The sequence below is a fragment of the Spirosoma profusum genome, from assembly GCF_014699005.1.
GTDB lineage: Bacteria > Bacteroidota > Bacteroidia > Cytophagales > Spirosomataceae > Spirosoma > Spirosoma profusum.
In genome coordinates, this window is the sequence record NZ_JACWZY010000021.1 from 112,880 (window position 1) to 126,648 (window position 13,769).

15 protein-coding genes are annotated in these 13,769 nt (G+C 39.2%); 5 read left to right on the forward strand and 10 right to left on the reverse strand.

The genetic code is table 11. The features are described 5' to 3' along the window. Nucleotides 1–202: 202 nt before the first annotated feature. From IC229_RS22390 to IC229_RS22410, 5 genes are all read right to left on the reverse strand, one after another. Nucleotides 203–1,246, reverse strand: a complete 1,044-nt coding sequence (locus IC229_RS22390; protein ID WP_190889255.1) for a PDDEXK nuclease domain-containing protein — start codon at nt 1,244–1,246, stop codon at nt 203–205. A gap of 110 nt (nt 1,247–1,356) precedes the next feature. Then, nucleotides 1,357–3,147: an SAVED domain-containing protein gene (locus IC229_RS22395; RefSeq protein WP_190889256.1), complete on the reverse strand. Its 1,791-nt coding sequence runs from the start codon at nt 3,145–3,147 to the stop codon at nt 1,357–1,359. Nucleotides 3,148–3,154: 7 nt separating this feature from the next. Beyond that, nucleotides 3,155–3,646: a Mov34/MPN/PAD-1 family protein gene (locus IC229_RS22400; RefSeq protein WP_190889257.1), complete on the reverse strand. Its 492-nt coding sequence runs from the start codon at nt 3,644–3,646 to the stop codon at nt 3,155–3,157. Continuing rightward, nucleotides 3,639–5,390: a ThiF family adenylyltransferase gene (locus tag IC229_RS22405; protein ID WP_190889258.1), complete on the reverse strand. Its 1,752-nt coding sequence runs from the start codon at nt 5,388–5,390 to the stop codon at nt 3,639–3,641. Before IC229_RS22405 ends, IC229_RS22400 begins: the two co-directional genes overlap by 8 nt. A gap of 3 nt (nt 5,391–5,393) precedes the next feature. Next, on the reverse strand, nt 5,394–6,449 hold the full coding sequence (locus IC229_RS22410) for a nucleotidyltransferase domain-containing protein (protein WP_190889259.1): 1,056 nt from the start codon (nt 6,447–6,449) through the stop codon (nt 5,394–5,396). 155 nt (nt 6,450–6,604) lie between these two features. On the opposite strand from IC229_RS22410, the gene IC229_RS22415 reads away from it, so the two are divergent. From IC229_RS22415 to csx15, 5 genes are read left to right on the forward strand one after another with little or no spacing between them, the layout of a single operon-like run. Further along, nucleotides 6,605–6,976, forward strand: a complete 372-nt coding sequence (locus tag IC229_RS22415) for a helix-turn-helix domain-containing protein (RefSeq protein WP_223834130.1) — start codon at nt 6,605–6,607, stop codon at nt 6,974–6,976. Beyond that, complete coding sequence (locus tag IC229_RS35945) at nt 6,960–7,520, forward strand: ImmA/IrrE family metallo-endopeptidase (RefSeq protein WP_190889260.1); 561 nt, start codon at nt 6,960–6,962, stop codon at nt 7,518–7,520. Before IC229_RS22415 ends, IC229_RS35945 begins: the two co-directional genes overlap by 17 nt. Nucleotides 7,521–7,570: 50 nt before the next feature. Then, on the forward strand, nt 7,571–7,990 hold the full coding sequence (locus IC229_RS22425; protein ID WP_190889261.1) for a hypothetical protein: 420 nt from the start codon (nt 7,571–7,573) through the stop codon (nt 7,988–7,990). Continuing rightward, nucleotides 7,990–9,303: a caspase family protein gene (locus IC229_RS22430; RefSeq protein WP_190889262.1), complete on the forward strand. Its 1,314-nt coding sequence runs from the start codon at nt 7,990–7,992 to the stop codon at nt 9,301–9,303. Before IC229_RS22425 ends, IC229_RS22430 begins: the two co-directional genes overlap by 1 nt. Before the next feature lie 6 nt (nt 9,304–9,309). Further along, a complete protein-coding gene (csx15, locus tag IC229_RS22435; protein ID WP_190889263.1) occupies nt 9,310–9,702 on the forward strand; it encodes a CRISPR-associated protein Csx15 in 393 nt (130 codons plus the stop codon). A gap of 71 nt (nt 9,703–9,773) precedes the next feature. On the opposite strand, the gene IC229_RS22440 is transcribed toward csx15, so the two are convergent. The 5 genes from IC229_RS22440 to IC229_RS35410 all read right to left on the reverse strand — a co-directional run bounded on the left by IC229_RS22440 (nt 9,774) and on the right by IC229_RS35410 (nt 13,582). Next, nucleotides 9,774–10,235, reverse strand: a complete 462-nt coding sequence (locus IC229_RS22440; RefSeq protein WP_190889264.1) for a hypothetical protein — start codon at nt 10,233–10,235, stop codon at nt 9,774–9,776. A 114-nt stretch (nt 10,236–10,349) separates the two neighbouring features. After that, nucleotides 10,350–11,102, reverse strand: coding sequence for a hypothetical protein (locus IC229_RS22445; RefSeq protein ID WP_190889265.1), 753 nt, complete (start codon nt 11,100–11,102; stop codon nt 10,350–10,352). A 42-nt stretch (nt 11,103–11,144) separates the two neighbouring features. Then, nucleotides 11,145–12,437, reverse strand: coding sequence for a tetratricopeptide repeat protein (locus tag IC229_RS22450; RefSeq protein WP_190889266.1), 1,293 nt, complete (start codon nt 12,435–12,437; stop codon nt 11,145–11,147). A 36-nt stretch (nt 12,438–12,473) separates the two neighbouring features. Next, a complete protein-coding gene (locus IC229_RS22455) occupies nt 12,474–13,382 on the reverse strand; it encodes an IS3 family transposase (RefSeq protein WP_317171616.1) in 909 nt (302 codons plus the stop codon). Nucleotides 13,383–13,399: 17 nt separating this feature from the next. Then, nucleotides 13,400–13,582, reverse strand: coding sequence for a hypothetical protein (locus tag IC229_RS35410; protein WP_190890048.1), 183 nt, complete (start codon nt 13,580–13,582; stop codon nt 13,400–13,402). Between the last annotated feature and the right edge of the window lie 187 nt (nt 13,583–13,769).

Here is a 13,769-nt window from a genome sequence, read left to right on the forward strand (position 1 = left end):
CCAGATCAGAATTTAATTCGGACGTTTAAGTGAACTGTGACTGGGTAGGAGGGAAGGGTCTGGAAACGGCCCTTTTTGCGTTCAATAAATCCGTTCACTTTAATAGTTCACGGTTTCTGCTAGCTCCAGGCTTTTTCTGAACGATTTTTGGCGCAATAGCAGATTGAGTAATTAGCCTTGTGTTCTCTTAAAGTATTTGGCTCTACTCTTCATTTTCCGGGAAGTCTAATCGCTGACGAGCTTGCTCAATAGCTAAATGTAGTTTTTGCTCCAACACGGTGGTTGGTAATTGATGGGTTAGATATTCCGCCACTCGTATATCCCCCTTATCCAATTGCATTAGTTCAATGTGCTCCCGTGTTTTCTCGGCGCACAAAATTAAGCCGATCGGCGAAGCTTCGCCTTCGAGCATTTCATACTGTTTCAACCACCCCAGATAAAGCTCCATTTGGCCTTTGTAAGCTGCCTTAAAGCGACCTAATTTTAAGTCGATGGCTACAAGTCGCCGTAATCGACGATGATAAAATAGTAAATCAATTCGGTGATCTTCCCCGTCGATGACAATACGCTTCTGCCTGGCCATAAAGGCAAAATCACTGCCCAGCTCGATAATGAATTTTTGAAGTTCTGACAGGATGGCATCTTCCAACTCCAGTTCAGAGTAATTATTCTCTAGTCCTAGAAAGTCAAGTACATAGGGATCTCGAAAAACTAAGTCAGGTGAGAGTTGATTACCATCCCGCAGTTGGGCTAACTCTTGTCGAATCGTCTCTTCGGGTAGCCGTGAAATGGCCGTGCGTTCATACAGCATACTATCCATCTTCTTTTGAAGGGTTCGGACGCTCCATCGCTCCAACCGCGCCATCTGCATATAAAAGTCTCGTTTCAACTCATCTTTGATAGTAACAAATGTGACGAAATGAGACCAACTAAATTGTTCAGACAGTGTCTGAACAATTTCAGTATCGGGATATAGTCGGGCCAGCTCGACGGCATTGGTCAAATTGGCTACGCTAAATCCTCGGCCGAATTCAGCAATCAACTGCTCACTGAGTCGACGGACCGTCTGTTTGCCATATTCAGCTCGACCCTGATTTAATATTTCCTCATTAATTCGTTTCCCGATAGCCCAGTAGAGCCTAGTAATTTCCGAATTAATAACCGAGGCCATTTGTTGGCGCGATTGGGCAATGAGACTACGTAAATCATTAAGAAGGGGATCAGAACCGGGTATGACTGGATTCATGTAGTTTTAAAAGCTGATCGGAAAAGTCGAAAAGGGAAATAAGTTTTTCGTTGCACTTCTTTAGCCAATACGATAGCTAAGTAAATAAAAGTAGGCTCCTAAAGTGATTATCACTTTGGTAAAGACCCACCTAATTGACTTGCGCCTTCAAAAATAGCTTCGAAAAACAACTTGATTGCTTCATGGTCCCGATTGTAAAAGGCCTCTAGGAGTTTTCTCAAATTCGTATTAACGGCATCCTCTCGACGATAGAATTTGGCATTTTCCAAGACAACTCCGAGTGCTAACTCAACTTGAGACTCTACTTCATCCATTAACATAAATATACGACCAGGGCTTATTGCGATTTTGGGACCAACTAATTCAATGGCGGGTGCTTTCGCTAAGGTTTGCAAGGCAACATTAAAATTTTCTGCACGCTCAACTTGAATGTGCCGCCAATACCAATTTAACAGACGCCGTACTGAACGAACTTGTAAACGAGGTACAACCTTCCCAGGAATGAATGCCCATGTAGAACGCAAAATCAAATCAAGTTGCTCAGCTAAAAAATCATCTTCGCGATTCTTGACAGTATTTACCGAATTCATTTTAACATAATCCAGCTGATGAATTAGTGCATACAAATCGGCCATATAGTCTAACTCTTCCAAACAATTTTCGAACCGACCGATATCCCTAACCGTAAACTTATTCAACGAATGATGCCCATGTACATATTCGTGAAAGAAAAATAACCGGATTAATTGTTCTAATTCCTCTTCGTCTTTACAGGCTTTATCTAAGCCAATTAACAACGAATCACTTAACTTCCATTGATTCCTTAGGTTAGTGTACTCATTACCTGGATAAGGTATTGGGTCGATGGTATCTTTTTGGATTACGACTTCCCAGATCGGTGGCAATTGCGGAAAAGGATGAGCCTTAGATAAGTTTGTATGGTAGTCTAAGTGTTCATACCACTTTCGCGTCTTTCCTCTGGCAGCATCCTGTTTATTAGTGGCATACTGCTGAATCTGACCAAGAACTTTTGTAAATAAATCCTCACGAATATGTCGGGCGCGCTCTTGCTCTTCGGCAGTAAGTACTAAAGCAGCAGCATTTGCTCCTTCAGCAGTTAATAAGATCGCTTTTCGCTGCCCCTCAGCTTGTCGATAACGGTACGTTTGAACAGGAACATTGTTACGCAGATGCAACTCCTGCCCAATCACAAAGCAAACAGGCGCTGGAGCGGCAACAAACAAATGAATCAAATCAATACTTGGTCGTTGAAGAATAAGTGCGGCTAAAGCTTGTCTGAACTCTTCCCGAATTCTTTGCACATCCTCAGCGGACCGTACCATGCTGGCAACCGACGGAGAACGATCGCCAGCAATTTGAATTCTGACATCAGCCAGTCGGTCTTTGCCAATAACAGCTTCGATACCTTCATCGCTGATCGGTGCCGAAATCTCTACTCGTATAATTGCAGCACCACTTTGGTTAACAGCTTCAGTAGGCAAGCCAACAGTTTTTACGTTTAAAGTCGCTTTAGAAGCGGGCCAAGCCCATTGGCTTTCGCTCACATCACGTTGAAAATCTTGAACTTCTATTCGACGCTGATCACTTATATAGGCCCCCAGCGCGATCACATGTGGAATCTCGGCAAGGCCTAAATAGAAAAGTTTGACAGCACCTTGCTCATCAGCTTTCTGCTTTATCTCTCTTGCCTTTTGAAGAATATATTGTTGAGAATCATCCCAAACTCCACCATCGATGGGAAAGGACCGCATATCAACATCAACAATCTCACGAGGCAGTTTGAATTCTTCTTCCGATAACACCGACAGTATTTCCGTATTATCAATTGCTCTAAGCGAAGATTGCTGTTTTATAAATAATATACTGGTGAAGGTTGCCATAATGAGTTTAAATTTTCTTCAATTTCTGGTAAGTAAATGGCTTATGTGTAGCTTCCCAAACAGCAATGTGTTGAGTACCGACAATGACAAAAAATAAGGAGATACCATCCTGAGCGAATTTAATTAATTGCTCTTTCCAACTATTTAGATCCCGTCCTGATGGGTTTGGATTTGGTTCTGGGTGGGTATGCCACTCACCAAGGTAGTTGCACGTACCATCAGAGCTAAACCATGAATCGTTTAAAGTTTTTTGATGAGGTGTTGCGGACCGCCAAAAGCCTGTTCGATGTCGCCTGTCCCCTGTTTTTGGTACTGTTACTTCATCAATCACAACGTCATCAGCCTCCACTATGAAGCGCCCCAGTAATATACCTCCAGCTTCAGCTTGCTGAGGTTTTAATTGAGCATAGGCAGTTATCTGTTGAAGGATAGCCGAAGTAATTTTCAGCTTCCCACAACCAGCTTTGCGTTGAAATAGTAGTGCTTCAGGTTCATTCATGATTTTGCCCACAAATAGGACAGTTATCTCGATGAAATTGGTTTTTTTGTTCGTCTAAGGCAGATTCCTCCAACGAATATCGATTCGTTAATTGATAACCAGCACTTAAAAAAGTGTGACTATCCCCTTTCCACGAAACAAGTAAATTAACAGATTGACCTTGGAGTGAATGGATGAGTAAACGCGAAGTAATTTCAGCGGTACGGGCCACATCTAATGAACCAAATGGTGTAAACAAGCTACCACAGCCTGCAATGTCTTTTAAAAATGATTGGCCAGGTGCAGCAAACGAAGCTCTATTTTCAATATTCCCATCGTCAGTAACCTGGTAAAGGCATTGTAGACAGCCAGGCTCACTTGGCTCGATGTGTGCTAAACAGTGGCCGCCAATGCCATAGGGTTCTAACCAGGTATATAAAACAGGGACGCTTGACTTTTGATGAAAAAGCCATTCGTTCATATATAAGTTGATCGTAGGTTCACCCGTAGCCATGACTATAGCATCGTAGTGAGATGGATCAAATTTTTGCGTTGTTAGTAAGGTTTCAATTCGTTTTGGGATGGCCTGAACATCAACATAAGGGATTCGTTTTTCAATGTCATTTTTCAACGCATCCACCTTGAATAATCCAACTGCATATTGACCGACCGCGTGGCGATAGACATTTTCATACGTAAGTACATCAGCATCAATCAAAGTAAACTTTCCAATACCAGCTCTTGCTAATTCAAGACCAATATAACTTCCTACTGACCCGCACCCAATCAAGGCAACGTGTTTTCCATTCAAAGAAGATAATCCCCCACTTCTGGGTGTTAAATAGGCCCGGTCTAGTCGTTCAATATCGACCGGAATAATTTGTTTAACAGTTGAGCCGCTAGTAAGTGGATAAGCATTTTGGATACCTGTAAATCGTAGCCCAAATAGCGCATAGCCGCCTTTGGGTCTTGGTAAGGCAAAAATTACCAGTTCAGCTGATTTAAATTTACGGACGGATTTTTTAACAAACTGTTGGGTATCTTGTGTTGTATACTGCTCAAAAGCCTCTATAATCTGGCTTAACGTCCAGCAGTCATCAAACCAGGGAGGAATGAGTTGGGTACCTTCCTTTAAAGGTATATATAAGGCTTTTTGAATCGTAAACGATTGTTTACGCACTTGTGGAATAAACTGGCGAAGGCTGGCTTCATCATCAGCAACGTAGCAAAACGCTTTTTTATCACTTGGTGGAACGATGGCATAAGCGATCTCTTTGGCCTCGTCACCGACTTCAATAACGCTCCTTAATTCAATTACTTTCTCAAGACGCCCCCAGTATTCGGCAAAACCGTTGGTAAAATCAACGACATTACTTTTTCGATAACCCTTCTCTAACGTATCAATCGCACGCTCCAATGCAGCTTCAATGACAGCGATCGGATCCTGGTAATTGATAAACTGGCCATCCCCTTTAATATAGCAGATATATCCATCATTTTCTAAATGAGGAATTCTGCCTAACGTTTTGGCTGGATTCAAGAAAATAAACGGCAAGTTCAGCGGAAACGAAGCCTGAAAACCAATATGAATATTGACCGTAGTTTCACCTGCAATTAAAACTTCGCCTGTTAATACTGCTTGAACTCCCCGTTTTTTATAGGCCTGTGGAACGGTGGTCAGTCGATTCCACAGGCCTGTTGGGGGAAGCTTTTGAATGGCTTCTTCAAGTAACGTAGTGAGCTGATCAGTTGAAGTATAAATCATTAATTAAGCTGATTCATGTGTACCAATGATGCCAGGAGCAGCCGTGCGTTGAGCGGTTTGAGCTTTTGCTGGGACTGGAAAATCCGAACCAAATGATTTATCTCGAAGTACTTCACAAGCGGTTACTGGATCAGCGTCCTTTTCTGCTTTTTCTAAGAAATCTCGTAGATCTTTCAGTTTCTGCTCAAACGCTTCCATTTGTTTGTCAGTCATTTTTTCAAACAAATCATTGTTCGGCTCAACAGGCAAGGGAAGTTTAATTCGCCGTATCTCTGGAAACCAACTGATCGTCGAGAAATTATTTAACAGATTATTTACTAAGGCTTTCAATGCCGCCAGGTCGTTGAATTTTTGGGAAAACCGATCCGTGTAAATGGGATAAAACCAACTATATGCGGCAATAGTAAGAGCGATCCCTCGCGGAGCACCATATCCATTTGAATCAAACTGAACGTCTTTCCATCGTTTCAGATAGCGAATAATCCTGTAAAACTGAGCCCGTTCTCCAGCGTCCTTGTATTTACCAATCAACAGATCAGCCAATCGTTTAGGATTTGAAACGATCCATAACCGAAACTCAGTGGTGGAATTTTCACGACCTGTAGCCAGGTAATCCTTTTGATCACTATTACTAACACAGGACGAATAAACAGCGATATCAACATGGTAAATAGGTTCATCATTCAGTTGATAGAAAACAGTAACACAAGGTCGCCGTATTCTTACGGCCTTGGTATGACCATCTAATGCCTCATGGACCCGTTTTTTTAGTACGACAGGATCTGGATAATCAGTCGTGCTTACCTCAAAATATAAACCTTGGTCAAGATCGTAGTCACCTTTTAGTGGTACTACGCCTGTGCCTAATTCATAAGACCCTTGGTCCCTGAACCAAAATGCTGGACACTCTTCACCATACTTCTCAAAAACTTTCGGAAGGTTGGCTCTTAGTTTATCTTGAATAATTTTACGTTTATCACGTAACGTCTGTTCTTCCTCGAAGCGACCTAAACAAATCGTTTTGTTGAACTGCTCGAATGGTTTTTGAATTTCTGCCATCGTTTTTTATGGGTAAAGACTAATGTGTAGGAAATAAGAAAGATTTTGATTTGTTTCGTCCGTGCAGAGAAACGTCTCACCTGTGCAACGATTGAGATAAAGAAATTAGTTTCACCTAAGAGAATATTTTTCATGAGTGTAACGTTTATATATATATGACTGCGACGCTAAATACCGAGTTATTAGCGAATATGCTCAGAGCTAAGAGGGGAAAGACCGGTTTACGTACAGTAGCTGAGGAAATGGGAGACGTTAGTGTGGCTACGTTATCCAGAATAGAACAGGGAAAAGTTCCGGATGTTGATACGTTTATAAAGATTTGTCGATGGTTAGATGTGCCGACAGATACATTTGTGGTCCGTAATGAAGGAGAGACCTTATCACAAACAGACAATCAACAAACAATTGTGGCTCATTTACGAGCGGAACGAGAGCTGGACCCAGAGACTATACAAATGTTGGTAAAACTGGTTAACTTGGCCTACACAACCAAGTCCCCACGCCCAGTCAGTGAAAAGCAAGAATAACCTGCTCCCTAGAGGATTTACAACAAAAGCTGAAAAAATTGCTGAAGCCTTTAGAATCGATTTAAAAATCCATCCGTGTGGTCACTTATGTGCCTTTAAGTTGGCATCTCATTTAGGCGTAAGTGTATGCGAAGCAACTGATTATGGCATTGATACAAGGTTAGTAGAACGATTGATTGGTTGGTCAGGCTTATATTTGGTGAATGATTTCGGAGAAAAAATAGTCATTCATAATACTAGCCATCCCCTAGGTCGTCAGCATAGCACAATAATGCATGAGTTGGCCCATTTGGTTTGTGAACACCCGTTACCCACGGAGGTAATTCTGCCTGAATTGCCTTTTCTAAGGAGATATGATCCTCAACATGAACAAGAGGCTGAATATTTGGGATCTACACTTCAAATGACTCGCAAAGGATTGGTATGGGCAATGCGGAGAAAAATGTCCATAACGCAGATAGCGGATTATTATAAGGCAAGTGAAGATATGGTTGATTATCGCTTACATATCTCTGGTGTTTCTAAACAGTTTTCTCGAAAGTAAATTAACCACCATTTACAATATTGTTTAATTAATTTAGCCATAATCTATAAATGAAAATTGAAATAAAATTATCTGCTAATACTAAGCTGCCTGATGTAGTGGCTTTGAATGAATATATTCGAGAGCATAATATAAAAGGTGTTATTAGCACAGTTGAGGAAGCAGAGCCAACTCAAGGGTCAATGAGCTTTGATGATTATTTACCTGCAATAAAATTGGTTTTAGGATCGACTGCCACAGTTGGGGGAATCAAAGGTATATTTGATATAATAAAAAGTTATTTCGATTTGGTTAAACAAAAGTATGTATCTAAAGCCGAAACAGATAAAGAGAATTTAAAGCAGAGCAAAGTTGAATTCACTTTTGAAGAATCTGGAAAAAAAGTGACCCTAAATTTTTCCTCATTTGATGAGACAGAACGTAAAAGTTTTTTTGAGACTGTAAATAAAGTTTTAGAAAAGGACGCTTGATGAGAAAACTTTCTTTTAATACGGAGAAAACTAAGGCGCTTTTAATAGGAGTCAGTGAATATGATTACCTTCCACAAATCGGTCCGGTAAAAAACAATTTGGTTGATTTTGCCAACATACTAGCTGATTCAGAAATTATAGGTTTGCCAGTCTCTAATATTATCTCACTTATTGATTTTAGGCATGACGAAATAATAAATGCGATTGACGATTTTTTATACGATGAAAATAATGTGGATATAGAAACGCTAATACTATATTACGCTGGACATGGATATCGAGATCCGAAAGATAAAATGTTTTATTTAACTGGAACTAATTCAAAAAAAGAATCTATTAGAGTTTCTGCCTTTCTATATAAGGAAATTAAAGATAGGATTGAAAGTTCTCAAATTCAAAATCGAATTATTTTTCTAGATGCTTGCTATTCTGGACTTGCTACTATGTCTGAAGAAATAGGTATTTTGCAAAAAGAAGAATTAGATATTAAAGGTACTTATACAATTGCATCTTCTTCTGGTGACGAAAAGTCTTATTTTAACCCCGTTGAAAAACATACCTTTTTTACCTCTACATTAATAAATACTTTAAATGAAGGATTTGTACTTTCACAACAGAATTTTGTAACGCTTGATGAGCTTTACGGTGAATTGAAAAAGAAATTGTATAATCTTTCAATGCCTGAACCAAAGCGAATGTCTAATTTAAATATAACAAATTATTATTTTTTTAAAAATAAGAAAAATTTTAATCTGATACAGAATAGTGGAGTTAAAATAAATAGTACTTTTAGCGATGTACAGGAATTTAATTTAGAAGCAAAGCAAAAGTTCTTGACCTCAGACGAATGGTTTTCTGAAGTAATCAAAAAGCTTGAACGCGCTACAAATGCACATATATATTTACGAGCCTTTCAGCATCCAAACGAAGCAAAAAAAGAAAGACAGGAGGAAATAGTAAATATGATGAAAAGCTTTGCAAGGATTATTTATGAACATCCAGCTCAAATAAAAATTGTTGCATACTCTACTAAAAGTGTACAGAGGGAGAGTGCAAAAAGCTGGTTATTCAAAGAAATTTCAAACAAATATGGAATTAAAATAACTCAAGCAAAAAATCAAGTTAATTCGGCTGTTACACTTATTAATCAGCCTTGCTTTGATGATATGTTCTCAATTTATATTATAAATGAAAGATATATATATTATGCTCAAAAAGCAGTTGAAAAATATGTATTTGCTTATTACGAGTTTGATAATAGAACTATACCAAATCTAATAAAAAAAGGATTTGATTTAACTATTTTAAACTAAATAGACATGGCAACTAAAGCTTTACTTAATATATCAGGTCATCCTTTGAGTAACATTGCTATCGATGTATTTAGACAAAAGTTTGATATTATTGAAGATGTAAAATTCAATCTTATCGATTTTAATGATGATATTATTTTTCAAATTGAAGCAATTGTTAATTTAATAAAAATTCCATTAGACGGTACAGTTGGTATTACTATAATACCTCCAAGCCAATCTTTTTTCGCAGTATTATTAACTATTTACATTGAAGGTTTACTAGGTAATTACCCAAGTATTTGTTTATTAGAACCAAATGAAGATGGTGTTTACGTCCCTAATTTTAACGCTCTTATTAATGGACATAATGTAAGAAAACAAGGGAGGGAAAAACGGTTGTTTAAATGGGCTAAGTAAAGTTATAAGCCAATGTTATTATTTCAAGAATACTCTTGTATTATGACATTGTTTTATAAAAAAATACTATTTTAATAACCAACATAATATTCAGGAATACAATTTTCTGGTAATAATTCAAGAAAAACACCCAATCCATACTTATATTCACCTTCTTGATGGGTGAAATCTTCTAGCTTAATAAAGTCTATTTCTCTTGGCTCAGAATTCCACCATCCTTTAATCTCAATTACGAGAATATTTTCATTGTTATTACCTCTACTGTGAATGATTAAATCGGGTCTTACTCCTTTGGGTCGTCTAGGTGTTCTTTTAGGGCTAACACCATTTTTATTATACTCAGCATCTAATTGTAGACCATTTAACCAGTCAACTTTAGTAATAGCTTCGTTAAGGTAAACTGCAAAGCGAAATGCGATACTTTGCTCCAGACCTTTTCTTCTAATAAGTTCATTGTCGTTTTGATATAATATAAGAAGACAACTTTTGATAATTTCTTTAAGTGTTTGAATTTGTTCTTTATCTAAAATCATTGTTTCGATGCTTATTTAATATAATAATAATTAATTCTTGAAGCTATCTATTTTAAACCTTTAATTGTTATAAAATATATGAAATAGCTTTCAGCTCATTTTCAGAATAGTATACTAAGATAAAACAGGTTTCCATTTAGCGCAGCCAGTAAGTTTCATAAAATCCGGCTCATGAAATCTTATGACACGAATAATATTTTCTGCTGGAATTTTATGCTGAGCGCGGTCTTCGTGTTCTATTGGGTTATCCGGTTTCAAACCTCGGTTTCGTAAGAAATGAGCAATTAATTTAAAGTCCAGTCCACCATGATAGGCTAATGATTCGATTGGAATGTAGGCTTCAATAAGACATGGCGTGCCGATTTTTGTAAGCATATGACCAGACAATTTATCGTCCTCATGACTGTTATACAGTGCTTCACCTCCCCACGATCGAAAAAACCGTTCAATGCCTAGTTGCCCCTCAACACGGGGTGGAAAAAAGCAGAACCATATCATTCCTGCACGGTTACTGTCATCAGCTTCATTTTTACTCAGTAGATAGTTGGCGGTGGGCGAATCAATTAGCCCATTTTGCCGTAAGTTCTCAATTCGTTCTCGCAACGTAGCCGCGCTTGGCAAAGACATTCCCTTTACAAGTATAGATTGAATTTCTTCTTCCGTTAACCGAGTGCAATGATACCCCTGTAAAGTATAATCGGAGTCTCTAAGAATTGCGCGAAGGTGAGTTATTGCTTTATCGTATTCTTTGGGGTCGATTGGCTTAAATCTGGTTTTCCAATTCCGAAATAACTCTTCATTTCTTTCAAGGAAAGCTACTACCTTGACCGGCCATGTTTTCTCATCCTCAAGCTGCATTTTGTGCATGGCAAATTCTGTGGTTATGGAAACCAACTTAAAATAAGGCAGTTATCTCCATGACATCGTTTTATTTCTAAGCTGCGTGGCATATGCCATTTGTAGATTAAGATCAAGGCACACCTTAAAAACTTCCTCTGCGAACGAATTTCGCACACCGCCATTGATATCTTTACAATACTTTTTAATGATAGGTACGGCATATTCTACAAAGTCGTCGTCGTATGAGTGGTCCATTTTCAAAGCAGCTAAATCAGCTTTTAACGATGATGGAAGAGCAGCTCCATAAATAAAGTACCTCAAATACGGTAAAAAATGAGGGTGGCTAAAGATTTCTTCGCCTTTTGTGCCATTGGATTCAAAAATAGCTTCATGAGATCTTCTTGTATTACTTAGATTGTATTCAGGCTTGGTAAAATAATTTAATCTCGTTTCAGGAATGGCCTTTCTATTCAACAACGAGCGTGCCAGAAGCGCTGCCGTATTGAGTTTTGCTATTCTTAATTCATAATCTTCATCAAGGCTAATTTCGAATGACCCTAGGGCCTTAGCCCATTTGACTTCCTCTGCTGTTAACTCTATCTTATTCATGTCTTTAAAAGCACTATTCATCTTTTTTACTCTTTCGATAAAGGCGGAATAATTCCCGGCCTTGTCATATTGTTTTCCTTGGTCATAGATAGCATCCCCATCACCCTGTTTGCCCTGTACATACAACAGATTTCCGTAGTTTATGTAGGCATCCAAGTAAGTTGGGTCTATTTCAATAGCTTTCTGGAAATATTTTATAGCGATGTCTTGGTTCGTTGAATCACTTCCTTCTCTCCGGTAAAGATTAGCCAGATTATTGTATGCTTTGACTTCCTTAGGATCAAGCTTGATAATGGTTTCGTATTGTTTTTTGGCTCCTTCTATATCATTAAAATGCGTTGTCAGTAAAAGAGCCAGATTAATTCTAGCAACAGTTAACTTAGGGTCAACTTCTAAAGCCGATTCATAATACTCTCTTGCTAGTTGAAATTCATGATAATGATGATCAAATAGAAGGCCTAAATTATTTAGCGCTTCTACGTTTTTACTATTCAATCGAATAGCTTGTAAATAATTTTGCTTAGCCTGATCAGGTCGGCCACTTTTAGTATTCGTTGATCCTTTGAGGGCATAATAATAGGAATTGGGCTGATGTTTTGCCGCATATTTATCCAAAGCGATTTCACGCTCCTCCACAGATTTTATGGCGATAATTTCTAATAAGTCGGTAGCCCAGTTTACATTCTCATAGCCCATTGCGGTTAATAAGGGCAGATAATGCTCATTTTTGAGTTCATTAAATTTAACAGTCAAAATGTTACTGATATCCCGTATGCTACTAGAATAGGTTTACAAAGAAGAACAAAACTGATTATCAGCTTGATATTGCACATTTCCGAACCGCACCTTTTTATACGGGTACCATTTCAGTGGTTGATGGCCTTGATCTTGGTGAGCCTGATTAGGCGTTTTGTAGCCTAAAGATGCATGTGGTCGTACTGAATTGTAAGCACCAATGGCCTGCTCGATAGCCGTTTCGGCCAGACCAAAACTAGGAAAGCCCCAAAGATGGAAGTCTTCTTTCAAGGTTCGAAAAACCCGCTCCGCTAATGCATTCTCGTTCGGGTCACCCGACTCGGTCATACTAATGGTAATCGTCGCTTGGCGTAGCCGATCCACATAAGCGCCAGAACAATACTGAACACCCCGATCGGAGTGATGAATAAGCGGTTGATCGACCTGGCCACGCATTTGTAAAGCCATCTCTAGGGCCGCTACTGGCCCTTTGGCTTCTAACGTTTTATGGAAGGACCAGCCCACAATTTTACGTGAGTACGCATCCATAATCACCGATAGATAAGCAAAGCCAATCCCCACCCGAATGTAACTCAAGTCACTCACCCAGAGCTGACCAACTCGAGCTGGTTTGAGCTCCTTCACCTGATTGGGGTACTTCTCTAAATCATGATCAGAGTCGGTCGTTTTGATTCTTGATCGTTTCTTAGTTAGCAACAAACCATTGTCTTTAAGTAAGTTATGCAACCTATCGCGTCCTAGCTTGATCTGATGAGAAGTCAAAAAGCCTTGCATCAATTCATACAGTTTAGTCGTTCCCAAACCCGCAACCTGTTTCCGCAATCGTCTAACTTCAGCCAAGTCAATGGCTGCCTGAAAGCCCAGTTTTTCCTGACGCCGGGTAGTCGCATACCAGGCTTGTCGTGTCAACCCAAACAATCCACATAACTGCTCCATGCCCACCAGGGGATAGCGACGAGTCAGTTGGTTGACTGTTTGGTACCAGACTTTTTTAGGATCGGGATTTGAAACTGCTTTTCGGCAATTTGAATGGCCGTTTCAAAGGCTTCAGCTTTGAGTTTAAGCAATTTATTTTCCTCTTCAGTCGCGGCCAGGCGTCGTTCGAGGGCTTTGACGTAGGCATCTTGGTTGTGCTTTTTCATGGATTTATAACAGCGATAAGGATATAAATAAGGGGCTAATCGGTGCTTGAAATACCATCGGTTCAGCTGCCTCAATTCGGTCAGGGAAATGTGCAGATATCGTTCAATGTCAGGGGCTTCGGCGATCTCGGCCCGAAAAACCTCAACGACCCTTCGCTTAAAATGAAGGGATTTTCTACTTTTCTTA